This is a genomic window from Geobacter hydrogenophilus (assembly GCF_018501225.1).
GTDB classification, from domain to species: domain Bacteria; phylum Desulfobacterota; class Desulfuromonadia; order Geobacterales; family Geobacteraceae; genus Geobacter; species Geobacter hydrogenophilus.
This window is the reverse complement of sequence record NZ_JAHCZI010000007.1, coordinates 48,962-74,071: the sequence shown is the minus strand read 5'-3', so window position 1 is coordinate 74,071 and position 25,110 is coordinate 48,962. Positions and strand designations below refer to the sequence as shown.

Sequence of the window (25,110 nt, the reverse complement as noted above, 5' to 3'; positions counted from 1 at the left end):
AGGGAAAAGCCATACGGTATACATGCTTGCATTGAAACTTCTGCTAAAATTATAGTTAGCGTTTGGGCAGTGGATCTCAGCGGTCAGAGGTGACAGCAATCACCATGTGCAAGAAGGTTTTCATCGCGGCAACGGGAATGAACTCGGGCAAGACCACCATCAGCGTCTCGCTGATGCATCTGGCCCGGAAGAAGTACGGCAGGGTCGGCTTCATCAAGGCCATCGGCCCCAAGTGCCAGCTCTTCAACGATATCACCGTCGATATGGACGCGGCCCTCATGGCGCGCATCTTCGGCCTCGAAGAGGACATCGCCCACATGTCGCCGGTGGTGCTGGAGCGGGGCTCCACCAAGAGATTCATCGACGGGGAGATCCCCACCCTCTGGCCCGCGGAGCGGATCACCGAGGCGGTACGGGAGCTGGAGCGGAAAAACGACTACCTCATCATCGAAGGATCGGGGCACGGCGGGGTCGGCTCCGTCATCGGCATGAACAACGCCAAGGTGGCCAAGCTGGTGGATGCACCGGTCATCATGGTTTCCGGCGGAGGCATCGGCAACGTCATCGACTCGGTCCAGTTGAACCTCCCCCTCTACCGGATGGAGGGGGCCGACCTGCGGATGCTCCTGGTCAACAAGCTCATCCCCGAGAAGCGGGAGACCTCCCTCTCCTACCTCCAGCGGGCGTTCACGCCCCACGGCATCAACGTCGTCGGGGCCTTCGACTGGTCGCCGATCCTCGCCAACCCCACCCTCAACAACATCGCGCGACTCCTGGCCCACCCCCTCAGGGGAGACCAGAGCCAGGGTACCCGCATCGTCCACCACATCCAACTGGGGGCCGCCTCGTCCCAGAAGGTCATCGACGGGCTCGCCGAATCGACCATGCTCCTGGTGACCAGCTCCCGGGACGAACTCCTCGTCACCCTCTCATCCCTCTACAACATCCCGGCCTACCGGGAAAAAATCGCCGGCCTCGTCATCCCCGGCCACGCGCCGGTCTCGGCCATAACCCAGAAGATCCTCGACGACAGCTCCATCCCCTACATCCGCATCCACGAAACCACCGCCGACATCTTCTCCGCCATGAAATACCACGTCTCCAAGATCAGCGCCGAAGACGCCGAGAAGATCGATCTCGTCAAGGCCCAGGCGGAGAAGGTGCTGGACTTCGATGAACTGGATAGAATGCTGTCGTAATCCCCCTCACCCCTGCACCTCTCCCTCAGGGCGAGGGGAAAATCGTAGCCCCTCTCCCCTTGGGAGAGGGTGCCCGAAGGGCGGGTGAGGGGATATTCGCCCGGCATACCATTGCCTCCAAGGTGGCGCCCAGGTACTCCCGCTGGCACGACACGGCGTCAACCGCCCCCTTTCCCACCAGTTCCATGAAGCGGCAGCCCCCGAAGCACAAGGGAAGATAGGTGCAGTCAAAGCACTCCTCCTGCTTCCAGATGTCGCGCCCGTAGGCCGGAGCAATGCCGGTCAGGCCATCGTGCAGGTTCCCCGCGGCGTACCCTTCGTGCCCCATGAAGGCGGGGCATTTGTAGCAGGCGCCGTTGGCATCCACGGCCAGGTCGCTCGCCAGCTCGATCATGCAGGAGAAGGGGCCGGGCTTCGGCACCCGGAACCCCCGTCTCGTCAGCTCATCTCGGAGGGTCAGCTCCGCCTCGGCCAGCCACGGCTCCTCGCAGGTCACGCACCCCTTGACAAAATGGGGGAGCGCCTTTCCTCCCTTCCCGCCCACGGCCGGGGTGAACCGCACCGTGCCAAGCCGGTCGGGGGTGAAACCTTCGGCCCGGAGGATGTCCAGGAGCGCGGGATACTCGCGCCAGGTCTCGCGGGTGAAATTCCCCCCCACGTGCACCGTCACCAGGTCCGCCACCTCACTCATCCCCCGCAGGATGTCGCGGAAGCTGCCGGTGCCGCCGCCGTAGGGGCGGCACCGGTCGTGGACGCGGGGCGGGCCGTCCAGGGTCACCTTCACCGATTCGATCCCCAGCTCCACAAGCTCCGTCATCACCTTCCGGTCCATGAGGGTGCCGTTACTGACCAGATGGCCGTGGAACAACCCGCCCCCCGCAGCCTTCAGGGGCGCGGCGATCCGCCGGATCAGGTCCGGGCGCAGGAGCGGCTCGCCGCCGTAGAAATCCAGATCCACCCGCCACCCTTTTGCGAAGTATTCCCGCCCGATCATCGCCACCAGAAGATCGGCGGTCTCCTCCGTCATGTCACCCGCCGGCGCCTGCCCTCCCTCGAAGCAGTAGGGGCAGGCCAGGTTGCAGCGGCGGGTCATGACCGCCACGACCCCGGCGCGGCGGCGCTGGGCGTTGGTCCGGTCGAACCAGGAAAGCATCTCCTCCCGTTCCGTGACGCGGTCGGGAGTGAGGAACCCGTGCTTTCCCAGCACCTCAGCCGCCGATGAAGAAAGGGTGCCGCTCCGCGCCGCTTCGAGGGTTACGAGGGAGACCCGAACAACCGCGCCGGTACGGCAGGAGAAGAGGAGGAGATGGTCGGGAAAATCAGGGCAGAGGTAGGAGGTGACATAACGGGAGAGGATCATGGGAGGGCTCCGAGGGGTGGACCATGGAAGGACCCCCCTCAATCCCCCCTACCTTGTAGGGGGGAAGCGAGCGCAAGCGAAGCAGGGGGGTGGCTGCCTTTGCGCCTTTGCGCCTTTCCCCCTTTGCCGCAGCCGAGTGAGTAAGGACGCTGCGGAAGAAGGTGGCACCCTGAGCGAAGCGAATTGTGCCGCCGCCGCGGCGGCCGACGGAGCGAGGGAAGCCGCGCCAGCGGCCAAGGCATCGGGGGCGGTTTTCTTTGCGTACTTTCTTTGGCCGCCCAAAGAAAGTACGTGGGGGGCCGGGGGGCAAAGCCCCCCTTTACCACTAACGCTACTCTTCCGGCTGAACGATTGTTGCCACCAATGAAGCCTTGCAGCAGGCCGTCGGCCCCTCCGGGGGAGTCGGACTCCCGGCGTCAAGAACCGTCACTTCATCCGTCATTTGGCTCATGAATCTCACCTCCCTTCCATCCATGGGGCTCGGTCCCTGAGCGGATAAAACAATGGACAACTAAGCAATTTATCTGCTATAAGCCATATCGCTCATCTCAACTTCGTATCCTCATTAAAGCAAGCCACATGCCAATCCAGAGCCCCTCCAACCCTGCGAAAACGCGCGTCGGAACTTCCTTCCGCCGCTTTTCGTCGTTGTTGCTGGGGCTTTTCTTCTTGGGCGCTCTAGCTATCCTGCCAGCGCCGCACGCGGCCCACGCCGACACGGACACCGACCGTGAACTCCTTGAGCTTTACTACGAACCCCACGATCTGACCGTCACCTCTGCGACCCGCTCGCCGCGCCCCCTCTCCCGGAGCGCCGAGAACATCACCGTCATCACCGCCGAGCAGATAGAGGCGATGAACGCCCACACCCTGGCCGACGTTCTCGCCATCGTCCCGGGGGTCCAGGTTGCCGGCAACACCGCCCCAGGCGCCCCCACCCTTACCGAGTTCGCCGGAGCCACTACCCGCTTCGTCCAGATCCAGATCGACGGCGTCCCCATCGATAACCAGATCGACAGCTATGCCATCCCCGGAATGGTCCCGGTCCAGATCATCGATCGGGTCGAGGTTCTGAAGGGGCCTGCATCCTCGAGCTGGGGCTCGTCCCTGGGGGGGATCGTCAATGTCATCACCAAAGAGCCAGCTCTCCACTCCCCCTTCAGCGGCGCCGCATCTTTCTCCGGCGGCGAAAACGGCACCCGCGACGGCCGGGGAGAACTCTCCGGAACCGTGGGAAGCCTTGGCTACTACCTGTCGGGCGGAAACCTCCAGAGCAACGGCTTCCATCCCTTCAACGCCACCGAGAACAACAACGCCTACGCCAAGCTCCGCTGGGACCTTGCCGACAGGGGGAGCCTCCGCCTCACCTTCAACTCCTTGGAGACGAGACCGCAGGTTGGTCTCATAACTTTCGCCGACTTTTCGGAACGGATTAATCACCGCATCCTCCAGTCGACCCTCTCCCTCGACTACGCCCTGACCGACCGGCTCTCCTTCAATGCACTCATCAAGGGAACGCGGCTAGATTCGACCACAATCGACAACACCATCAGCACCGGAGAGCGCTTCGCCACGGTCACCAATGACGAGAAGACCTCCGGCGGCGTGGCCCTCCTTACCTGGCGCCAGGGACTCCACACCCTGACCGGCGGGGCCGAGTTCGACCATGGCCAGATCGAAACGAATCTCGACTACCCCCTCTTCCTGTTCAACCAGAAGGTCGACGCCACCAACGACAAGTGGGGCTTCTTCCTGAACGACACCATCGCCTGGGATCGCCTGACCATCACCCCCGCGGTTCGGTATGACATCACCAGCCACTCCGGCGACTTCTTCAGTCCAAGCATCGGGGCAACCCTCGGCATCACCGACAAGACCCTCCTGCGGGCCTACGCCGCCCGGGGCTACAACCTCCCGACCCTGAGTCCATCTTTTGCCACCAGAGATAGCGGCTGGACCGTTCAGGCCGGGCTCGAAACCACCGACATCCCCTTCCTCTGGCTCAAGGGAACCTGGTTCCGCAACGAATTCAAGGAACAGGGCGACGAAGTGGTAAGGACACTGCGGGAAGGCTTCGAAGTCGAGACCCGCACCGCTCCGCTTTACAACACCTGGCTCACCGCCGGCTACGTCTTTACCGACGCCAAGGACCTCAAAACCGACGAAAAACTTCCCGGCGTTGCACGCCACACCTGGGACCTGGGTCTCCACTACGACGACCGCACCTTCCGCGGCGCCCTCACCGGCGCATACCGATGGTGGAACACCCCAAGCAGTTGGGCGGCCGAATACAAGGACTTCATCTGGGATATCAACCTGGCATGGCGTTTCTTCAAGCGAAACAACACCGAGGCTGAACTCTTCGCCACCGGCCACAATCTGTTTGACGGCCAGCAGTACCATTTGGACATTTTCAAAAACCCCAGCCGCTGGTTCGAAGGCGGCCTCCGCATCAAGTGGTAACGAACGTTATTTAGGAACGCATGAACCGACTGATCCTCCACATACTCGCTGTACTGCTCCTCTGGGGCTTCCCGGCTTTCGCCGCGGAAGTCGTGGTGGTGCAGGGCGAGCGCATGGCACCCTTCGAGGCCGCATTCCACGGCTTCGAGGCCACGGCCGGCGTGCGTTCCGTGGAGCGGTTCGTGCTCTCCGACCTGCGGGGGGCCGACGTGGCTCGGGCCGTGCGGGAGGCCCGCCCCCGGCTGGTGCTGGCCGTGGGCCGCGACGCCCTGGCGAGGGTGCGGGATATTCGCGAGATTCCGGTGATCTACGTCATGGTGCCCCCCTCCGCAACCGCCGACGTCACGGGACGCAACGTGACCGGCATCGAGATGGACGCGCCGGCGGAACGCTACCTCTCCCTCTGCGTAAATCAGCTGGGAGGCAAGCGGGTGGGGATCATCCACAATCCGGCCAAGACCGGTGCCCTGGTGCAGGAGGCCCGCCATGCGGCGGAGCGCCTCGGCATCACCCTGGTGATCCGCAGGGCCGACGACCCCCGCGAGGCGGTCCGTGAGCTCTCCTCCCTCAAGGGGAAGGTGGACGCCCTCTGGCTCCTCCCCGACCCGACGGTGGTGACCCGCGACACAATGGAGTCTTTCGCCCTCTTCTCCCAGCAAAACCGGGTGCCGGTGGTGGCCTTTGCCCCCAAGTACCTGCAGCAGGGTGCCGTTGCCGCCATCGAGGTGGACCCCGCAGACATGGGGCGCCAGGCCGGCCGCATGGCCCGCCGCATCCTGGACGGCGCTTCGCCTCACTCGGAAACGCCGGAACATCCCGCAAAGACGCGCCTGAAAGTGAACACGTCCGTGGCGCAGCACTTGGGCATCACCTTGAAGGAGTAACCCCCCATGAATGAGAACTCCCCCTGTGATTCTTCCCAACCGGCGAGCCCCACCCCGCCACGGGGCGTCAGCGGGAGCTTTCGCGCCAAACTCTTCTCGGCGACAGCCGCCGGCATCGTTATCCTCTCGGCCGTTTTCATCGTCTTCTTCCTCACCAACCAGCACGCCATACTCCACGAGAATCTTGTCACCGAGGGCCAGCTCCTGACCCGCCTCCTTGCCCATAACGCGCGCCTGGGGCTCTTTGCCGCCAACCGCGACCAGCTCGCCGACCTGGCAGATGGGGTGATACGAACCCCCGACGTGCTGGAGGTGACCATCGTCGACCGGGATGGCCGGACCCTGGCCCACGCGGCGCGGCCATCGGGGAGCGATGGCGGGAGCAGCTCCGTCCTGACGCAGGAATTTTCGGAACCGGTCTTCGCGCTCCAGGGCAAGGGGAGCGATGATGACCTCTACTTCTCGCCGGCGCAACAGCCGGAGCCCGCCGGCCAGCGCCTCGGGACGGTGCGGGTCGTGATGGATGAAGAGAAGGTCCACGCCCACGTCCGCCGCCTCTCCGTCACGGCGGGCATGGCAGCGGTGGTGTTTCTCGTTCTTGGCATGGGGCTGATCTACCTGATCATCCGCGGCATAACCCGTCCCCTCACTCACCTGGCAGCGGGGGTCAAGGCCATCGAGAAGGGGAAGACGGATGTGCTCCTCCCGGTGGAATCGGATGACGAGATCGGCGATCTCACCGGCTCGTACAACTCCATGGTGAGCGCCCTCAGGCAGCGGAGGGAGGAGCGGGACGAGGCGGAGCGGCGGCTACGGGAGCTGAATGCGCGCCTGGAGGATAAAGTCATTGACCGGACCGCCCAGTTGGAGGCGGTGAACCGGGAGCTGGAGTCGTTCAGCTATTCGGCCGCCCATGACCTGCGGGCGCCGCTCTTGCGCCTGAACGGCCTCTGCAAGGCACTGAAGGAGGACTGCGGCGAGCGGCTCGACGAGGAGACCCGCGCGTATATCCGGCGCATCGCCACGGTGGGAAGGCAGATGGAGCGGGTGATCTCGACCATGTCGACCCTGTTCAACGTGCAGCGGCGGGAAATGACCTGCCGGGAGATGGACCTTGGCGCCATGGTGCGGGCGATCATGGCGACGCTGCGGCAGACCGACCCCCTGCGGGAGGTGGCGCTAGCGGTGGCGCCGGAGGTGATGGCCCAGGGCGACACGGAGCTCATGTGGACGGCCCTGGAGAACATGGTGGGGAACGCCTGGAAGTTCACCTCGCGCACCCCCGATGCCCGCATCGAGTTCGGCAGCATCGAGCGGGACGGGGAGAAGGTCTTCTTCCTGCGGGACAACGGGGTCGGTTTCGACATGGCCTATGTGGGCAAGCTGTTCAAGCCCTTCGAGCGGCTCCACGGCCCCGACGAGTTCCCCGGCACCGGGGTGGGGCTCGCCATCGTCCACCGGGTCATGGAGCGCCACGACGGCCGCGTCTGGCTCGAAAGCACGCCGGGGGCCGGAACCACCTGTTACTTCACCCTTCCCGCCTGCGCTCCGTCCTCTCCTCGATAGCGGCTGAAAAAACCTTGCACCACGGAGACACGGAGAAAACCACCCATATGTGTTATTATCGATTGCAGTCACGATGATACATTGAGGCTGCCTCCTTGTCTCCCCTCACCCGGCCTTTGGCCACCCTCTCCCCAAGGGAGAGGGTTTGATTTACCCCCTCGCCCTGAGGGAGAGGGGCAGGGGTGAGGGGTGTGTAGCCTTTGAAATTCCATTCTCCATCCACGAGGTACCCATGCCCACCGAAATGAGACGCTCCGTCTGCCCCTACGACTGCCCCGACACCTGCGGCCTCCTGGTGGAGGTGGAGGACGGCCGGGCCGTGCGGGTTTCCGGCGACCCGGAGCACCCCTTCACCCGGGGCACCCTCTGCCCCAAGATGCTCCACTATGAGAAGACGGTCCACTCTCCCCTGCGCCTCACAACCCCCCTCGTCCGCATCGGTCCCAAGGGAAAGGGGGAGTTCCGCGCCGCCACCTGGAACGAGGCGGTTGCCATAATCGCGGCCCGCTGGCGGGAGATTATCTCCGCCCATGGGGCCGAGGCAATCCTCCCGTACTCCTACGCCGGGACCATGGGGCTCGTGCACCGCAACTGCGGCCACGCGTTCTTCCACCGGCTGGGGGCGTCGCGGCTCGACAGGACCATCTGCTCGCCGGCCAAGGAGGCGGGGTGGAAAGCGGCCATGGGGGATACGCCGTCCCCCCACCCGGACGAGGTGGCGGAAAGCGACCTGGTGATCCTCTGGGGGATCAATGCGGCGGCCACCAACATCCACTTCCTCCATGGGGTCAGGGAAGCACGGAAACGGGGCGCCCAGGTCTGGCTCATCGACACCTACAACACCCCCACCGCCGCAGCGGCGAACCGGGTCATCCTCTCCCGCCCCGGGAGCGACGGCGCCCTTGCCCTGGGGATGATGCACGTCATCGCCCGGGAAGGGCTCATCGACAAGGCCTTCGTGGAGGAGCGGGTCCAGGGCTTTGCCGAACTGGCGGAGCAGGTTCTCCCCGATTACCCGCCGGAACGGGCAAGCGCCATCACCGGCGTTCCCGCCGCCGTCATCGAGGAGCTGGCACGGCTCTATGCCCGGGCGAAGGCCCCCTTCATCCGGCTGGGGAGTGGGCTCTCCCGCTACGGCAACGGCGCCATGACGGTCCGCACCATCTGCGCGCTGCCGGCCCTGGTGGGGGCCTACGGAAAACGGGGGGGAGGGCTCATGGCCTCCACCAGCACCGGCGCCGCCTTTGCCATGAAAGAGGTAACCCGGGAGGACTTCATGCTGCGCCCCACCCGGATCGTGAACATGAACCGCCTGGGCCACGCCCTGACGGAGCTGGCCGGTCCGCCGGTGATGTCCCTCTACGTCTACCACGGAAACCCGGCGTCGGTGACCCCGGACCAGAACGCGATCCTTCGGGGGCTTGCCCGCAAGGACCTCTTTACCGTGGTGCACGAACGGTTCATGACCGACACGGCCCGCTGGGCCGACGTGGTGCTCCCCGCCTGCTCGTCCCTGGAGACGGGGGATGTCTACCGGGCCTACGGCACCTACTGCATCCAGAGGGCATGGCCGGCCATCCCGCCGGTTGGGGAGAGCAGGTCCAACTGGGACACTTTCGCTTTTCTGGCCGAGGCCATGGGGTTTGACGAACCGTACTTCAGCCAGACCGAGGAGGAGATTATCGAGCACCTTGTAGCGATCCCCGCCCCCATGCGCGAGGGGATCGACCTGGCCCGCTTCGAGGAAGGAAAGGGGGTGGAGCTTCCCCTGGCCCCGGACGCCCCCCGCACCATCCGAACCCCGTCGGGGAAGGTGGAGATCCTTAACCACCGGGAGCCGGAGCCCCTTCCCCGGCATCTCCCCACCCACGAGGAACAGGGGGATCTCCCCCTCATGCTCATGACCGCGCCGACCCTCTTCGCCCTCAACGCCTCCTTCTACGAGCAGGATGAACTGAGGGAAAGGCAGGGGGGGATGCTCCTCATGGTGAACCCGGCCGAGGCCGAGGCACGGGGAATCGGGGACGGCGAGCGGGTGATCGCCTGCAACGAACGGGGCAAGGTGGAGTTCACCCTTGCGGTGACCGACCGGGTCCCTCCCGGCGTGGCCGTGGCCGAGGGAGTCTGGTGGTCGGAGCACGCCCCCGGCGACCGGACAGTGAACGCCCTCACTAGCCAGCGCCTCACCGACCGGGGGAACGGGAGCACGTTTTACGACACGAGGATAGAGGTAAAGAAAGCGAGATAGTAAGAAGCAAACTACCTCACCATCTCGCCACCTCGCTATTTCACTAAAGTTTTCCCAACGTCCGCCGATACGAGTATCAGGCCTTCGGTCGGAAGGCAGATCTCTGCGACGAGGGGAACGCGCCCATGGCTGACCACACTATCCTGCTGGAAAGCGGCACCAACGAGCTCGAAATCGTCGAGTTCATGCTCAATGAACACAATGAACAGGGGGAGGCGATCCCCTCCTACTTCGGCGTCAACGTGGCGAAGGTCCGGGAGATCATCCGCAAGCCCCAGATGTGGAAGGTTCCCAACGCCCATCCCGCCATCGCGGGGATGATGAAGCTCCGCGACAAGGTCATCACGGTGGTGGATCTGGCCACCACCCTCGGCAAGAGCATGAGCTGCCTCGCCCCGGACCGGGTCATCGTCCTGGAATTCAACCGGATGATGATCGGCGTGCTGGTGAACGGCGTCTCGCGCATCTACCGCATCTCGTGGGAACAGGTGGAGCCGCCGGTGCGGGCCATCGAGTCGGCCTACGTGACCGGCCTGGTGAAAATGGAGGACCGGATCATCCTGATCCTCGACTTCGAGAAGATCGTCGGCGAGATCTGCTGCATGGATATCCTCCATGAGATCGGCCATGACCAGCTCCTGGAGGGGGCCATCCTCGACCGGAGCCGACGCCGCATCCTCGTGGCGGACGACTCGACCTTCATCCGCAACAGCATCTGCTCGTCGCTGCGGGCCGCCGGCTACAACGTGGAGGAGGCGGAGAACGGCGAGGATGCGTGGAACATGCTCAACGCCAAGCTCTCCCACTGCCGGGCCGCCGGCGCCCCCCTCAGAAGTGAGGTGGACCTCCTCATCACCGACGTGGAGATGCCGAAGATGGACGGGCTCCACCTCACCTCCCTCGTGAAGAAGGATGACGCGCTCAAGGACCTGCCGGTACTGATCTTCTCGTCCCTGGCCACCGAGGATAACCGGCGCAAATGGAAGGATCTGGGGGCGCTCGACATCGTCACCAAGCCCGACCTGCCGAACCTGGTGAAGATCGCCGATGGTGTCATGAACTGAACACTGTCAGTTGCAAATTGGACAAGCCGCCCCGGTCAAAGGGGGCGGCTTTTTTTGCGTTTGGGAGCCTGCACGTTCGGAGAAAGGGCGTTCTCATTCTCCGCAGGCTACGGTAGTATGCGGTTGCCATGTACGACAAAGCGGACCATCCTGAACTCTCCCTCATCGTCCCGACCCTGAACGAGGCCGAGGGGCTCAAACGCCTCTTCGCGATGCTCTCCGCCCAGCGGGGAACCAGGTTTGAGCTGGTGATCGCCGACGGCGGCTCCACGGACGGGACGGCCGAACGCGCCCGGAAGCTGGCCGCCGCAGCCCCCTTCGCAGTGAAGGTCATTGAAACCGAGCGGGGACGAGGGAAGCAGATGAATGCCGGCGCCGCGGCTGCCTCGGGCGGCGTTCTCCTCTTTCTCCACGCCGACTGTGCCTTCCCCGATCCCCTGGCCCTGCGGACCGCCCTCGATGCCTTCACCCAGGCAATTGCCGCCGGGGGAAGCGACCGGGTGGCCGGACACTTCCGGCTCCGCTTCGACCGCATCGCCCCAGGCCTCTCCCTCCCCTACTATTTCTACGAGTGGAAGGCCCGGCTCCACCGGCCCGGATGCACCCACGGCGACCAGGGGCTCCTCCTGGGGCGGCGCTTCTTTGCCGAGGCAGGCCCCTTCGACGAGTCGTTCCCGATCCTGGAGGACGTGGGGCTGGCCGAGCGCGTCGCGGCCCTGGGGCAGTGGCTGCTCCTGCCGGCCGAGATCGTCACCTCGGCCCGCCGCTTCGAGAGGGAAGGATTGCGGGAGCGCCAGACCCTGAACGCCCTCCTCATGAACTTCGCGTCCATAGGCTGGGATCCCTTCCTGGCGGAACTGCCGCGCCTCTACCAGAGCCAGGACCGGGCCGGACGCCTCCTCCTGGGGCCGGTGCTCCGCCTCATCGCCGACCTCCTCCGCCCCCTTCCCCGCCGGGAGCGCCGGCGGCTCTGGCGCGAAACCGGGCGCTATGTGCGGGCCAACGCCTGGCAGATTCCCTTTTTCCTCGACGTGCGGCGCCACTTCCGGCAGGAGACGCCCGTGGGGGAGGGAGAGACGCCGCGCCTCGATCTCCACGACCGCATCTTCGACCGGCTCACCGACAACGGGGCCGGCCATCGGGCAACGGCGCTCCTGGTCTGGATCTGGTTCCGGCTGTCCCTCCTCAGGGAGCCCCTTACACCACCAGCCGCGCGAAATCCGGAAGAGTACGGATCGTGACCGGACCGTGGCAGATGAAGTCACCATCCACCTGCACCGCCTTGTTGCCGCCGATGGCGACGGTATCGGCATCGAAGACCGTGACCCCCGCCCCGGCGGCCCCGCGGCCGGCAGCCACCCTCAGGGCGAGCCTGAGGTAATCGCGCCGCCTCCTCCCCTCGACACAGACCACCCGGAAGCGGGGCTCGAAGAGGCTCGCGCCCCGGGCCAGGACGAAGCTCCCCCCGTAGCGGGCGGCATTGCAGACGATGACGCTGTGGCAGGAGCGGCGCTCCCCCGCCGCCTCCACCTCCATGGGCCTCCCATCCCAGGCGGAAAAGGTCCGCAGGGCCGAGAGGAGATAGGCCCCCTTGCCGAAGCGCTTCTTTTCCGCGCCAAGCACCCCCTCCACCACGAAACCGTCAAAACCGGCGCCGGCCATGAGGAAAAAGCGCCGACTGACGCCGAACCCCTCCAGCACCCCCACCGACAAGGGACGGGCCTCTTGCCGGATGATCCGGCGCACCGCCTCGTCCACGGAGCCGATCCCCAGCTCCCGGGCGCAGACATTGGCGGTGCCCAGGGGGAGGAAGGCCAGGGTAGCCTTTCCCGGCACAAGGCCGTTGATGACGCCGTTCATGGTTCCATCCCCCCCGCCCGCCACGATGAAAGGATGATCCTCCTCCGCGCAGGCCCGGGCGGCAAAGGCGGCGGCATCGTCGGGACCGCCGGTGAGGAGCACTGAGGGGGAAAAGCCGGCTGCGGCCAGGAGAGCCATCACCCGGTCGACCAATGACGCAGAATAGCTCCCCGACGTGGGATTGATGATGAGGGTGCAGGAAAGGGGCACGAAACAACTCCTTGTGAAATGGCATGTGGCGGCAGTATAGCACCCCCCTCAGGAGAGGGACCACGATTTTGATGGACGGCCGTGTCAACCGGCATTGCCGATGGGGCGTTTTGGGTACTATATGCGTCACCCATCGAACAATAGGAGGTTCTGAGATGAAACGGATCAGTTTTGTGCTGGCGGCTGCAGCGGTCGTCGTCTCCCTTGCCGGAATCAACCACGGGGCATTGGCCCAGATCGGGCCGGGAGATGGAGCGGGAACGGGAGCGGGCACGGGGCCCAAGAGGGGCGCGGGCAAGATGCGGAAGATGGACCCGGAACGGATGCTCAAACGAATGGAGGCGAACCTCGGCCTGAGCGCCGAGCAGAAGGAGAAGATCAGGCCGATTCTCCAGGAGGAGATACAGGAGATGCAGGCCATCCGCAACGACACCACTCTCACCCGGGTCCAGAAGCGTGAGAAGATGCAGGAGATGCGCGACAGGTATCACGCCAGGATCGGTGAGCAGCTAACCGCCGAACAGCGCCAGAAAGCCGATGACATGCGGAAAAAGGCCAAGGAGCGGTGGGAAAAGCGGAAAAATCGGGTGAAGGAGTGCCCGAAGCAGACGAATGACATGAAATAATACCTTCCACCGTTATCCCGCAATTGGTGAAAAAGGCCGCCCCCAGGACGGCCTTTTTTCTTTTCCTACGCTCCAGATCGCGCTCCCGCCTTGACGAAAGAATAAAATCAACTAATCTTGTTCAGTGCTTCATTTTCGGATCTGCGATAGCAACAGGATTTTTGCAGAGTGGACATCACGTAAAAACAGCAAGGGAGGAGTCGTAATGAAAGGTTTTCTAAAGGTATTGTTCGCCGTAATGGTTCTTGGCGCCCTCGTCGCCGGATGCGGGGGCGGAGGAGGGGGCGGGGGAACTACCTCACTTGATCTCATCCGCCCGGATATAACCCAGACCCTGCCAGCCAACGGTGACACAAACGTAGGAACCACCACCCCCATCGTCATCACCTTCAGCGAACCGATGAACAACCCTTCCGTTGAAAGCGCATTCTCTCTTGTGCCTCAAGGCGGAAACAGCATAACGGGCGCTTTCAGCTTTAATGGTTCCACTGCTACATTCACACCGTCGTCCCCCCTTGCCGCCAATATGACGTATACCGCCACCATCGCCGCCTCCGCGAAGGACACGGCGGGAAACAGCCTGGGAAGCGATCATGCCTGGACGTTCACAACCGGCATAGGGCCGGACACCACGCCGCCGACCGTCCAGTCATTTGCGCCGACCGGGTCCAGCGTCGGCATCAACTCAACCATCGCCATAACCTTCAGCGAGCCGATGAATACCGCTACCGCCAGCACCGCATTCACCCTGAAACAGGGAACGACCGACATTCCCGGCACCCTCAGCTTCACAGGCGCAACGGCGGTTTTCACGCCAACCTCGTTTCTTGACCCTTCCAAGACCTATACCGCCACCATCACCACAGCGGCCAAAGATCTGGCAGGCAACGGGATGGCAGCTCCCTTCACCTGGGATTTCACCACTGCCCCCCCTCCCGCGGTTGACTTAGAGGCTCCATCCGTCGTGCAGAATTCAAATTTACCGACAGGAACCGGCGTGCCCCGCGATACGCCAATATCCATCTCGTTCAACGAACCGATAACCCCATTCTACTATGGCTCCATCAACGGCTACCCGACAAAGGTGGACATCGACTACACAACCAACACCGTCACCATGAAACCCACGACCCTTCTGACAGCCAACACTCCCTACACGGTCTCCATCCGGGTAAGGGACCTTGCCGGCAATCTGATGCCTTTGTTCCAGTGGCAATTCACGACAGGTACAACGCCGCCGTAAGACTCCCGCAAGGAAGAAATGAAAAAGGGGGACGATGCAGCGCATCGCCCCCCTTTCCATTCCAACCTTTGATTTCAGCCTACCCCAGTTTCCCCTTCAGGAACTCCAACCCCTTCTCCAGGAGTCCCCCTTCGGGGATTTGCCCGTCAGGGGTGAGCTTGTCGACGACGCCGGGAAGAAGCTCGGAGAGCTTCGAGCTCAGGTCGTCCGGGGAGATACCCACCTTGGCGGCCAGGTTCTGGATGGTCTCGCTCCCGAGCCCTTCCTTGATCTGGTCGGCGTTGATGGGGAGGTTCTGACCCGTACCGACCCACGAGGAGATGATGTCGCCGAGCCCCTTGTCCTTGAAGTTCTGGACGAGGCCGCTCAGACCGCCACCCTGGCCGCCGGAGAGCATCCCCATGACCTCGCCGAGGAGCCCCTCCTGGCCCTCTCCCTGGCCGCCGGAGAGCATCCCCATGACCTCGCCGAGGAGCCCCTCCTGGCCCTCTCCCTGGCCGCCGCCCAGCATCCCTGCCGCTTTTCCAACCAACTCGTCAAGCAGTCCCATGATAATCCTCCTCTGTCCGTGATGGAGATACTCCAAAGCCTCGATCGGGTTATTGTTCCTTGCCACCCTGCTTGGGCGCCCGGTAGCCCGCCTTGATGGCCTCGGACTCGGTCATGTAGCTACCCTTCTTGGTCTTGCCGTACCAGCGGCTCCCTTCCTTGTGATAGACCTTGGAATCGGGGTTCACCCAGACCATCCCCCTGCCGGCGGGAGGTACGGCGACTTTGGCGGGGGCAGCGGCCTTGGGCATAGCCGGGGTCTTGGCGGCCGGCACGGTCATGGTGGGCTTGGGCGCAGCCGGCATCGCCGGTTTTGCAGATTTTGCAGCCGCTTTTGCGCCGCCCCCCACGGTCACGAGAGGAGAGATCTTCTCCACCGTCTTGGCCGGCAGTTTTGCCTTCGTTGAAAGCTCGGATGTGGAGGCGTAGGGACGGCCGGCCATGATCTTCTTGGCCGCCGCGGGGCCAACCCCGGGGAGTTTCTCCAGTTCCGCCTGGGTGGCGGAGTTCAGGTCAACGGGTCCAGAGACGGCCGTTGCTGCCACGCCCGCGGCCTTGGGCGCTGCGAATGCGCTGGAAAGCGGCATGAGCGCCACAAGAGAGAGCATCCCCGCACATGCTGCAATTCTTCTGATGATACCTCGCTTCATACTTCCCCCTTTCAATTCCATAATAGTCAGGCTTCGGCTTCTGCCGTGCGTATCAAAATATTACCGCATTTTCAACGGAAATCTCTAACAAATTGCCCCACGGCAGGAAAAATTCACTTACCGGTTCCTCATTTTTCCCCTTCCTGCTTCTTCTCATCCTTGTCGGAAGCGCCGAACTTCTTCATGCTTTCGATCATCTCCCGCAGCCGCTTGTCCACCAGGTGGTTGATGGTCCCCTCGGGATAGGTGCCGTCCTCCTGCCGCTCGCCGGCCTCAACGCCGGTGAGGAGCTCGATCCCCTGGTCGATGGTCTCGACGCTCCAGATGTGGAACCTGCCGTCGCGCACCGCCTGGACCACCTCGTCGTTGAGCATCAGGTGCCGCTCGTTGGATTTGGGGATGATGACCCCCTGCTCGCCGGTGAGCCCCTTGGCCTTGCAGACGGCGTAGAATCCCTCGATCTTGAAGTTGACGCCGCCGATGGGCTGTATCATGCCGTGCTGGTTGACGCTGCCGGTAACGGCGATCCCCTGCCGGATCGGTACCCCGGAAAAGGCTGACAGCAGGCAGTAGAGCTCGGTGGAGGAGGCGCTGTCCCCCTCGACCCCCTCGTAGTTCTGCTCGAAGCAGATGGAGGCGGAGAACGAGAGGGGCATGTCGTGGGCAAACTTTCCCCCCAGGTAGCCGGTGAGGATCAGGACCCCCTTGTCGTGGATGGGGCCGGAAAGTTTTACCTCCCGCTCGATGTTGACCATGCCGGCCCGTCCGAGATAAACCCGGGCCGTGACCCGGGAGGGGCGTCCGAAGGTGTGGTCCCCCAGGGAGATGACCGAGAGGCCGTTGATCTGCCCCGGCACGGCGCCGTCCACGTCCACGAGGATGGTCCCGTCGTCGAAGAGCTCCTGCATCCGCTCCTCGATCCGGTTGCTCCGGTAGATCTTCTGCTCGATGGCGTTGGCCACGTGGGAGTGGGTGACGGGGCCGCCGCCGTCCTTGCCGGCCCAGTAGCTGGCCTCGCGGATGAGGTCAGCGATCTCCATGAACTGGGAGGATAGCTTCTCCTGGTCCTCCACCAGCCTGGCCGAATACTCGATGAGCCCGGCCACGCCGCTCCTGTCGAAGGGGAGGAGCTTCTCGTTCTTGCAGTGGGTGGAGACGAAGAGGGCGTAGTCCTGCAGCACCTCGGGGGTGCGGGCGATGCGGCTGTCGAAGTCCACCTTCACCTTGAAGAACTTCCGGTAGTCGGGCTCCAGGTGGTAGAGGAGGTAGTAGATCCACGGCGAGCCAATCATGATGATCTTGGCCTGGAGGGGTATTGCCTCGGGCTTCATGGAGACGATGGTGATGAAGCGGTACTGCTCCAGGGGATCCTCGAACTTGATCTCGGCGCTGCGAATGCAGCGCTTCAGCGCATCCCACGAGTAGGGGTTCACGAGGACCTCGCGGGCGTCGACGATGAGGTAGCCGCCATTGGCCTTGTGGAGCGCCCCCGGCTTGATCATGGTGAAGTTGGTGGTGGCCGTCCCCCCCATCTGCATGATGTGCTCGGTGCGGCCGAAGAGGTTGCTGTAGGTGGGGTTCGGCTCGAAGACCACCGGCGCCCCCTGGGCGTCGTGGTTGTCGACGAATATGTTCACCTGGTAGCGCTCGAAGGAGGGCTCCTGGCGGGGGAGCTTCAGCCCCGGAATAGGTGACTGAACCGGCTGCTGGGGCTTGAAATCCTCCAGGTTGGTAATGATGTCATCCTGGACCGCGTTCAGGTACGCCACCACCTTGGGGGTGTCGCCGTACTTCTCCCGGAGGGGGTCGATATGGTGCCCCACCGAGGAATTGCCCAAGTCCCGGTCCAGTTGGGCAAGGCTCTCTTTGGTCTGCTTCTCGTTCTCCCGCACTTGGCGGAGCACGTCATTGAGCTTCTCGGTCAGTTCCTGCCCCACCTCCTCCAGCTTCTCCTTTTCCTGGTCGCCGAGTGCTTCGTACTCCTCCTGGGTGTAGTTGCGCCCCTCCTTCTGGGGAACCATGACGAGTCCCGACACGGTCCGCTGCAGGGCAAAGCCCTTCTCCTCGGCCTCGGCCTCCAGCTTTCCGAACAGCTCGTTGTTTTTCTCCTGGTAGGCCTCGACGATCGCGGATTTGTTGGTCTCGTACTCCTTGCTGTCCAGAGCCTTGGGGATGATGGTGCGCACCGCGTCGATCAGCTCCTCCATGTCATGGGCGAGCTCGGTCCCCTTCCCCGCCGGCAGTGCCAGGGCGATGGGAAGGTCGGGGCTCTTGAAGTTGTTGACGTAGACCCAGTCAAAGGGAGCCGGCTCGGTTTTGGCCTTCTTTTTCAGGATGTTCTTGATGGTGGAGGTGCGGCCGGTGCCGGCCTCGCCGGTCAGGAAGAGGTTGAAGCCGCTCTCCCGGATGTCGAGGCCGAAGTCGATGGAAGCGAGCGCCCGGGCCTGCCCCAGGGTCCCTTCCAGCTCGGGGAGGTCGTCGGTGGTGGCGAAATCGAACTGGCCGGGGTCGCAGGTCCAGCGGAGCTGCTCGGGAAGAAGTTTCCTCTGCTGAGTGACGGACATCGTGGGCCTCCTTATTCATTGCATTTGAATTGAACAAGTATACCACGCCTTCGGGATTTGTAAGGTCAGGGGGCCGGTTCAGCCGTCTCAAGGAAAGGAAGCCGCTCGTCGAGGAGGGACGGAAACCGCCCGGCCACCGAACGGCGGACGTCATCCAGGGGGATGGGGCGACCGAGGATGGCGGAGAGAGAGGTGATGGGGCAGGCAACAATGCCGCAGGGGTTGATGGAGTGGAAGGGAGTCACGTCGTTGGCGACGTTGAGGGCGAAACCGTGCATCGTCACCCAGCGGCGAACGCCGACACCGATGGAAGCCAGCTTTCCCCCGTCGGTCCAGATGCCGGTACGGCCCGGTTCGCGGCGGGCGGTGACGCCGAACTCGGCCGCCACCTTGATGAGTAATTCTTCGAGGAAACGGAGGTAGCGGTGAAGGTCGCGGCCCCGACGCCCCAGGTCGATGATGGGGTAGCCGACCAGTTGTCCCGGCCCGTGGAACGTCACGTCGCCGCCACGGTTGGTCTCCACCACCCGAATTCCGGAGTCGAGCACATTGTCCCGGCAACCGCCCCGACCGATAGTATAGACCGGCGGATGCTCCACCAGGAGAAGCGTCTCCGGCGCCGTGCCGGCAGCCACCTCGGCCGTCAGGTTCTCCTGAATGGCCAGCGCCGCCTCGAACTTCAAATCCCCCAGGTCGCGAATCATCATGCCGTGTCGGCGACGTTCGGCGGGGCAGGGGGAGTTTCGCTGCCAAGGGTGAATGAGAAGCAGGCGCCCTCCCCCAGCTTCCCCTCGGCCCGGATGGTGCCGCCGTGGCGGTGGATGACCCGTTGCACCGTTGCCAGGCCGATGCCGACCCCTTCAAACTCCTCGACGGAGTGGAGCCGCTGGAAGGGACCGAAGAGCTTCCCCACGTACCGCATGTCGAACCCGGCGCCGTTGTCGCGGATAAAATACGCTGTCCCGCCGTCCGTGTCGGCAGCACCGAATTCGATCTGCGCAGCATCCTTCTTTGCGGTGTACTTCCAGGCATTGTGGAGGAGGTTGTTCATGACCACCCCCATCAGCACGGGATCGGCATGGGCCCGAATCCCTTCGGCGATTGTGAACGTCACGCGGCGCTCGGGTTCCGACAGGACAAGATCATCGGCCACCTTGCGCGCCATCTGCGAGAGATCGAGGGGAACCCGCTTCAGGGGCTCCCGCGACAGTCGTGACAGATTCAGCAGGGCGTCTATCAGCTGCTCCATCTTGACGCTCGCCTCCCTGATCCGCTGCAGGTAGCCGAAAACTTCGTCCTTGATCTCCCCGCAGTGGTCTTCCACGATCACCTGGCTGTATCCCTCGATATGGCGCAGCGGGGCCCGCAGGTCGTGGGAAACCGAAAAACAGAAACTCTCCAGCTCCCGGTTGCTCGCCTCAAGCTGCGCCGTCCGCTCGCGCACCCGCCGCTCGAGGTCCGCGTTGAGCCGGCGGATCTCCTCTTCATTCCGCAACCGCTGGAGGGCAAGGGCCAGGAACTCCGAGATCCGACAAATGACGTCGAGATCCCGGTCGGTGTAATCTCGCGGTGGATTGGCGAGGGAAATCTGGGCGACCAGGGAGGAGGCGAAAACCACGGGCACCGACAGGAAACGATAGACCGGGATATGCCCCGGGGGCACCCCCCGGGCGGCGACATGGCGGGAAGGATCGTTGGTATAGAACGGTTTGCGCGTCGTGAGGGCATGACCCCATAGCCCCCCATAGTGCCCGTCGGCGTCGGGGGTGAAGGCCAGACTCTCCCGCAGGGCCAGGCCGTTTCCATCCATCATGTCGGTGGTGTGGTTCCGGTGCAACACGCCGGTTTCCTGTTCAATGATGCCGACAAAGCCGTGTTCGCTTTCCGTCAATTCCTTGGCTTTTTGCAGGACGATGACCGCCACGTCCCGAAACGTGGCGGAGGTGGAGATCAGGGGGGGATAGAGTTCGGCCAGGGCTGCATCGACGCGGGACTGCCAGAGCAGCTTTTCGGTCCGATCCGTCACTTTCTGCTCCAGATCCCGGAAAAGGAGACTGTTGCGGAGCACCAACGCCAGAACACCCGAAAGCCGCGCCAGCGACGCATAAACGGTGTCGAGGCCGGTACTCTCCATGACTCCCAGCAGCATGAGGACGCCGACCCGCTCCCCGCCAGCATCGAGGGGGAAGGCCAGACTCTCCCCTCCCATCGGGGCAAGGAGCTCCTCCACCGCCGGCGGTGACTCTTCGGCCGACCAGACAACGGGCCCCCGAGCAGCATGGCTCGCCACGGCAAGCTGCCGCAGAGGCTCCAGCGGGGGGAGGTCGGGAGAGACACTCACCAGTTCATACTGCGGTTCATCGGACGAATGAACGCACTGCATCAGCGCCACAATTCGCACCCCGATCAGCCCGCTAATCTGCGCTGTTATGTAGCTGCCGCACTCCGCCGGGTTTTCCGCAAGCCGCAGGATATTCTCCAACAGCTCCACGAAGAGAAAATTCAGCGATCTATGGTACGAGCTGTCAATCAACCGTCACCTTCCCGTCCTGCAAAACTGCGGCAAGCGGGCGATTGGGCAGAACTGCCGATCTCCGCCGCCGAACGAGGCAATTCCAGCAAAAAATGCACCAATCAGCCCTACACCAGCATCAGGACCGGATTCTCCAGTATCCTTTTGAGCTCCCCGAGGAACTGGGCCGCGTAGGCGCCGTCAACGATCCGGTGGTCACAGGAGAGGGTCACCCGCATGGTCTTGACCGCCACCACCTGGCCGTCCCGGACAGCCGGGCGCTCTGCAACGCTCCCCACAGCCAGGATTGCCGCCTGGGGAGGGAAGATCACCGCGGCGAACTCCTCGATGCCGAACATCCCCAGGTTCGAGATGCTGAAGGTGCCGCCGGAGATCTCATCCTGGCTGATCCTCCCGCTGCGGGCACGATCCGCAAGGCGCACCGTTTCGAGGGCGATCTCCTTCAGGGCAAGCCCCTGGCACCCCTTCACCACCGGCACCAGGAGGCCGTCGTCCACCGCCACGGCGATCCCGATGTTAACCTGCCCGTGGGTCACAATCCGATCGTTGGCAAAGGAGGCATTCAGCTTCGGATACTTTGCCAGGGCCATGGCCGACGCCTTGATCACGAGATCGTTATAGGTGACCTCGCTTCCGCTTCCCTTCAGCTCCCGGACGATCTCCACCGCCTCCTTCATGGCGATCTCGACGGTCTCGTAAAAGTGGGGAATGCTCTGCCAGGCCTGGGCGGTGACGCGGGCAATGGCGCCGCGCATCCGCGACAGGGGTTCGCCCTCGACCCCCTCCCCGGCGGCGACAGCACTCTCCGGTTTTGGTTTCTCCGCCAGGTACCGCTCCAGATCCTCCTGGAGGATTCTCCCGTCGGGGCCGCTGCCGGTCACGAGGCCCAGGTCGATGCCCCGCTCCCGCGCCATCCGCCGAACCACGGGGGCTGCCCGTTCCCCTTCGCCGCGGTCCTCTTGGGGCGGAGAAGGGGCCGTTTCCTTCTCCTCGGGAAGCTCCAGGACCCGCTCCGGAACCTCTCCCGCCGGTACGGCAGGGGGCGCTTCCGCCTGCGGCTGTGGGGCCTCTGCCGACGGCTTCGGCTCTTCCGGCGGCTTCTCTTCGGCTTCGACCGACGGCTTCGGTTTCCCCGCTGATGGGCCGGAAGATTCCCCCGCCGCGCCGATGACGCCGATCACCGTACCGACGGCCACCAGCTCCCCCGGCTTCACCCGCTGCTCGACAAGGGTTCCCGAGGCGAACGCCTCCAGCTCCATGGTGGCCTTGTCGGTCTCCACCTCGGCGATGATCTCGCCCCGCTCCACCCGGTCGCCAACGCTCTTTTTCCAGGAGACGAGGCGGCCTTCGGTCATGGTGTCGGAGAGTTTGGGCATGGTGATATCGGTTGGCATCCGTGCCTCCTTATCCTTATCAGTATTTCTGGCTCATTACATCCCGCACCGCCGCGGCGATGGTCTCAACCTGCGGGATGCAGAGTTTCTCGATCTTGCGCGAGTAGGGCATGGGGACGTCAAGCCCCGATACCCGCCGCACCGGCGCCAGGAGCCGGTCGAAGCACTCCTCGGCGATGATGGAGGCCAGGTGTCCGCCGAGTCCGGCGGCGCGCCAGCACTCCTCCACCACCACGGCCCGGCCGGTCTTGTTCACGGAGGCGATGAAGGTTTCCGTGTCCAGCGGCGAGAGGGTCCGCAGGTCCACCACCTCGCAGGAGATTCCCTCCTTCTCCAGCTCCGCCGCAGCCTGCAGCGCCAAGATGGTCATGCGCGAATAGGCGACGATGGTCACGTCCTTCCCCTCCCGCTTCACCTCGGCCTTCCCCAGGGGGACCAGTGACTCCGTGTCGTCGGGCACCTCCCCCTTGCTGTTGTAGAGGAGCTCGTGCTCCAGGAACATCACCGGATTGTTGTCGCGGATGGAGGCCTTCAGGAGCCCCCTGGCGTCGGCCGGGGTGGCCGGCACCGCCACGTGGATGCCGGGGCAGTGCATGAAGTAGGTCTCCAGGCTCTGGGAGTGCTGGGCCCCCAGTTGGCTCCCCCCTCCCCCCGGTGCGCGGACCACCATGGGGAGGCGGGTCTGCCCCCCGAACATGGAGCGGATCTTGGCCATGTGGTTCACGATCTGGTCCATGGCGAGGAGGGCGAAGTTCACCGTCATCAGTTCCGCCACGGGTCGAAGCCCTCCCATGGCCGCACCGATGGAGACCCCCACGATGGTGTTCTCGGAGATGGGGGTATCCTTCACGCGCTCCTCGCCGAATTCGGCCAGAAGCCCCCGGGTCACCTTGAAGGAGCCTTCGTACAGGGCCACGTCCTCGCCCCAGGTAACTACCGACGGGTCGCGGCGCATCTCTTCCTTCAGGGCCAGATTCAGGGCATCGCGGTAGGTCATTTCAGACATGGGAAACCTCCGGAGAAGGTTGCTTCCGCCAAAGGCGGATGTGTTTGTTGCAGTACGCACGTGAAGAAGTTCCTCTTTCTTGCCGTCAGAATTTAAGTACTGCCGGTTCGCGGCTCCTCTTCCGCAAGAGCAATCCGCACCGCTTCATCATAGGGAGTCAGCCTGAACGGAATCAGTTCGCGGATACGATTTTCCCGGCAGACAACCTCATTTGCCAGCCCTTCGATCAACGGCATGGATATGGACGGTTTAACAGGAGTTATCAGCCCGACCCAATAGGAAGAGAGTTTCGGAGTCAGCACCGGAACCGGGATAATGAGCACTCTCTTTTTCTCTATGGCGGCAAACCGTTCCATCATCTCCCGGTAGGTCAAAATCTCAGGCCCGCCGACATCAAAGGTCTCCCCGGCAGTGCGCTCTTCATGCAGACAGCCGGTCAGATAGCGGATGACATCATCGACAGCAATGGGCTGGCATCTGGTGCTGACCCAACGGGGGGTGATCATCACGGGCAGGCGCTCCACCAGCCAGCGGATCATCTCGAAGGAGGCGCCACCTCTGCCCAGGATGATTGCAGCGCGAAGAAAGGTCGTGGCAAACGGGGCTGCCTTGAGAAGATTGCCGATCTCCAGCCGGCTCTGCAGATGCTCGGAAAGGCCGCTGCCGGTCTCGCCGAGCCCGCCGAGATAGATGACCCTTCTGATGCCGGCGTTGGCTGCGGCAGTAATGAAATTGATGGCAGCGGTTCGCTCCCTGGATTCAAATCCGGCACGGCCGGCGGCCATGGAGTGGACCAGGTAGTAGACGGTGTCGACTCCGGCCAGTGCCTGCGTGAGGGTTTCGGGCTGCAGCAGATCGCCGTTGACGGCTTCCGCGCCAGGCGGGAGCGGCAGAGAGCGCCGCAGCAGGCAGCGGGGTTTTTCACCTGCCACACACAGCGCCTTGACCAGACGCTGTCCGATGAACCCCGACGCGCCGGTAACCAGAACTGTTCCTGCCATGATCCCTCCCGTTTTACAGAAAACTGAACCTGAAGCGACAACCTTAACGATATGGGATGAAATTGATGCTAGAATGTCCGGCATGAGCCCCGACAGACTGCCCGAAATCGATGCCGACAAAATTGCCTGCCAGCAGATTCTTGAGGAGGATCATTCCGTATTCTCCATCCAGTGGGTGGTGATTCCGGGCGTCTCTCCAGGCACCATCTCATCTGCCAGTCTGCTGGACCGCTACCTGCGCTATATTCAACATTGTACCGCAGGGATCATCCGTCCGGTGCAAACAACTGCCGGCGTGGAGTTCCGCCTCCTGACAAGCTCTTGGGCACTGATACAGTTTTTACCCCCACGGCACACCCCAGACGCTGCCGGGGAGAGAACGATCCTGAACATTTCCGGCGGCCTGCTGGTTGACAAGCAGGAATGCGACCGGGGTCAGCTCGAATTCATCGTTGAAGAAATTGCCGCGGGAAGCAGGCTGACCCTGAAACTTGCCGACTATTGCCCGCTGCTTCTTGGCAGCAGAAAGCCCTCGCTTTGGCGAAAATGGCTTTACCGATTCACCCAGGCCTCTATCCACAAGGTCGTCACCGTCAATTTTCTGGCCATGGTCTACCGCAGCATTACCGGAAAACCGGTACGGCGCGGGGTGGTAACTATTGTTGTCCGAAAGGGCATCACGACCTGATC

Annotated in this window: 21 protein-coding genes; 10 read left to right on the top strand and 11 right to left on the bottom strand. The window is 63.5% G+C overall.

Annotation, left to right across the window (positions count from 1 at the left end):
* Nucleotides 1-104: 104 nt before the first annotated feature.
* Nucleotides 105-1,199, top strand: a complete 1,095-nt coding sequence (locus KI811_RS12265) for an AAA family ATPase (RefSeq protein WP_214186772.1) — start codon at nucleotides 105-107, stop codon at nucleotides 1,197-1,199.
* A gap of 25 nt (nucleotides 1,200-1,224) precedes the next feature.
* On the opposite strand, the gene gptM is transcribed toward KI811_RS12265, so the two are convergent.
* Together gptM and KI811_RS12255 are read right to left on the bottom strand one after the other, a co-directional pair.
* Nucleotides 1,225-2,559: a geopeptide radical SAM maturase gene (gene gptM, locus KI811_RS12260; RefSeq protein ID WP_214186771.1), complete on the bottom strand. Its 1,335-nt coding sequence runs from the start codon at nucleotides 2,557-2,559 to the stop codon at nucleotides 1,225-1,227.
* A gap of 331 nt (nucleotides 2,560-2,890) precedes the next feature.
* Entirely contained in the window at nucleotides 2,891-3,010 is a 120-nt protein-coding gene (locus tag KI811_RS12255; RefSeq protein ID WP_246551723.1) for a geopeptide, read from the bottom strand.
* A 218-nt stretch (nucleotides 3,011-3,228) separates the two neighbouring features.
* Here KI811_RS12255 and KI811_RS12250 point away from each other — a divergent pair, with 218 nt between their 5' ends.
* From KI811_RS12250 to KI811_RS12225, 6 genes are all read left to right on the top strand, one after another.
* Nucleotides 3,229-5,022 carry a TonB-dependent receptor plug domain-containing protein gene (locus tag KI811_RS12250; protein ID WP_246551722.1) on the top strand — a complete coding sequence of 598 codons (1,794 nt, stop codon included), beginning with the start codon at nucleotides 3,229-3,231 and terminating at the stop codon, nucleotides 5,020-5,022.
* A gap of 20 nt (nucleotides 5,023-5,042) precedes the next feature.
* The gene (locus KI811_RS12245; protein ID WP_214186768.1) at nucleotides 5,043-5,906 is read left to right on the top strand and encodes an ABC transporter substrate-binding protein; all 864 of its coding nucleotides are present in this window, start codon (nucleotides 5,043-5,045) and stop codon (nucleotides 5,904-5,906) included.
* Nucleotides 5,907-5,912: 6 nt separating this feature from the next.
* The gene (locus tag KI811_RS12240; RefSeq protein WP_214186767.1) at nucleotides 5,913-7,472 is read left to right on the top strand and encodes a sensor histidine kinase; all 1,560 of its coding nucleotides are present in this window, start codon (nucleotides 5,913-5,915) and stop codon (nucleotides 7,470-7,472) included.
* A gap of 232 nt (nucleotides 7,473-7,704) precedes the next feature.
* Nucleotides 7,705-9,720 carry a molybdopterin oxidoreductase family protein gene (locus tag KI811_RS12235; protein WP_214186766.1) on the top strand — a complete coding sequence of 672 codons (2,016 nt, stop codon included), beginning with the start codon at nucleotides 7,705-7,707 and terminating at the stop codon, nucleotides 9,718-9,720.
* Between the two features lie 125 nt (nucleotides 9,721-9,845).
* Nucleotides 9,846-10,784 carry a chemotaxis protein gene (locus KI811_RS12230; protein WP_214186765.1) on the top strand — a complete coding sequence of 313 codons (939 nt, stop codon included), beginning with the start codon at nucleotides 9,846-9,848 and terminating at the stop codon, nucleotides 10,782-10,784.
* Nucleotides 10,785-10,912: 128 nt separating this feature from the next.
* Nucleotides 10,913-12,025, top strand: a complete 1,113-nt coding sequence (locus tag KI811_RS12225) for a TIGR04283 family arsenosugar biosynthesis glycosyltransferase (protein WP_214186764.1) — start codon at nucleotides 10,913-10,915, stop codon at nucleotides 12,023-12,025.
* On the opposite strand, the gene KI811_RS12220 is transcribed toward KI811_RS12225, so the two are convergent.
* A complete protein-coding gene (locus KI811_RS12220) occupies nucleotides 11,982-12,854 on the bottom strand; it encodes a diacylglycerol/lipid kinase family protein (protein ID WP_214186763.1) in 873 nt (290 codons plus the stop codon). The two genes, KI811_RS12225 and KI811_RS12220, sit on opposite strands and share 44 nt — an antisense overlap.
* A gap of 155 nt (nucleotides 12,855-13,009) precedes the next feature.
* On the opposite strand from KI811_RS12220, the gene KI811_RS12215 reads away from it, so the two are divergent.
* Nucleotides 13,010-13,480, top strand: a complete 471-nt coding sequence (locus KI811_RS12215) for a hypothetical protein (RefSeq protein ID WP_214186762.1) — start codon at nucleotides 13,010-13,012, stop codon at nucleotides 13,478-13,480.
* Between the two features lie 205 nt (nucleotides 13,481-13,685).
* A complete protein-coding gene (locus KI811_RS12210) occupies nucleotides 13,686-14,723 on the top strand; it encodes an Ig-like domain-containing domain (protein ID WP_214186761.1) in 1,038 nt (345 codons plus the stop codon).
* A 79-nt stretch (nucleotides 14,724-14,802) separates the two neighbouring features.
* Here the strand turns inward: KI811_RS12210 and KI811_RS12205 are convergent, their stop codons facing one another.
* From KI811_RS12205 to KI811_RS12170, 8 genes are all read right to left on the bottom strand, one after another.
* Nucleotides 14,803-15,273: a YidB family protein gene (locus KI811_RS12205; RefSeq protein WP_214186760.1), complete on the bottom strand. Its 471-nt coding sequence runs from the start codon at nucleotides 15,271-15,273 to the stop codon at nucleotides 14,803-14,805.
* A gap of 49 nt (nucleotides 15,274-15,322) precedes the next feature.
* On the bottom strand, nucleotides 15,323-15,922 hold the full coding sequence (locus tag KI811_RS12200) for a ComEA family DNA-binding protein (RefSeq protein ID WP_214186759.1): 600 nt from the start codon (nucleotides 15,920-15,922) through the stop codon (nucleotides 15,323-15,325).
* A gap of 128 nt (nucleotides 15,923-16,050) precedes the next feature.
* On the bottom strand, nucleotides 16,051-18,486 hold the full coding sequence (locus KI811_RS12195; RefSeq protein WP_214186758.1) for a Lon protease family protein: 2,436 nt from the start codon (nucleotides 18,484-18,486) through the stop codon (nucleotides 16,051-16,053).
* Nucleotides 18,487-18,551: 65 nt separating this feature from the next.
* Nucleotides 18,552-19,193: a lipoyl(octanoyl) transferase LipB gene (lipB, locus tag KI811_RS12190; RefSeq protein ID WP_214186757.1), complete on the bottom strand. Its 642-nt coding sequence runs from the start codon at nucleotides 19,191-19,193 to the stop codon at nucleotides 18,552-18,554.
* The gene (locus tag KI811_RS12185; RefSeq protein ID WP_214186756.1) at nucleotides 19,190-21,019 is read right to left on the bottom strand and encodes a sensor histidine kinase; all 1,830 of its coding nucleotides are present in this window, start codon (nucleotides 21,017-21,019) and stop codon (nucleotides 19,190-19,192) included. Before KI811_RS12185 ends, lipB begins: the two co-directional genes overlap by 4 nt.
* 107 nt (nucleotides 21,020-21,126) lie before the next feature.
* Nucleotides 21,127-22,413: a dihydrolipoamide acetyltransferase family protein gene (locus KI811_RS12180; protein WP_214186755.1), complete on the bottom strand. Its 1,287-nt coding sequence runs from the start codon at nucleotides 22,411-22,413 to the stop codon at nucleotides 21,127-21,129.
* Nucleotides 22,414-22,432: 19 nt separating this feature from the next.
* A complete protein-coding gene (locus KI811_RS12175) occupies nucleotides 22,433-23,419 on the bottom strand; it encodes an alpha-ketoacid dehydrogenase subunit beta (protein WP_214186754.1) in 987 nt (328 codons plus the stop codon).
* Between the two features lie 92 nt (nucleotides 23,420-23,511).
* The gene (locus KI811_RS12170) at nucleotides 23,512-24,420 is read right to left on the bottom strand and encodes an NAD(P)H-binding protein (protein WP_214186753.1); all 909 of its coding nucleotides are present in this window, start codon (nucleotides 24,418-24,420) and stop codon (nucleotides 23,512-23,514) included.
* An 82-nt stretch (nucleotides 24,421-24,502) separates the two neighbouring features.
* Here KI811_RS12170 and KI811_RS12165 point away from each other — a divergent pair, with 82 nt between their 5' ends.
* Nucleotides 24,503-25,108, top strand: coding sequence for a hypothetical protein (locus KI811_RS12165; protein ID WP_214186752.1), 606 nt, complete (start codon nucleotides 24,503-24,505; stop codon nucleotides 25,106-25,108).
* Nucleotides 25,109-25,110: the final 2 nt, after the last annotated feature.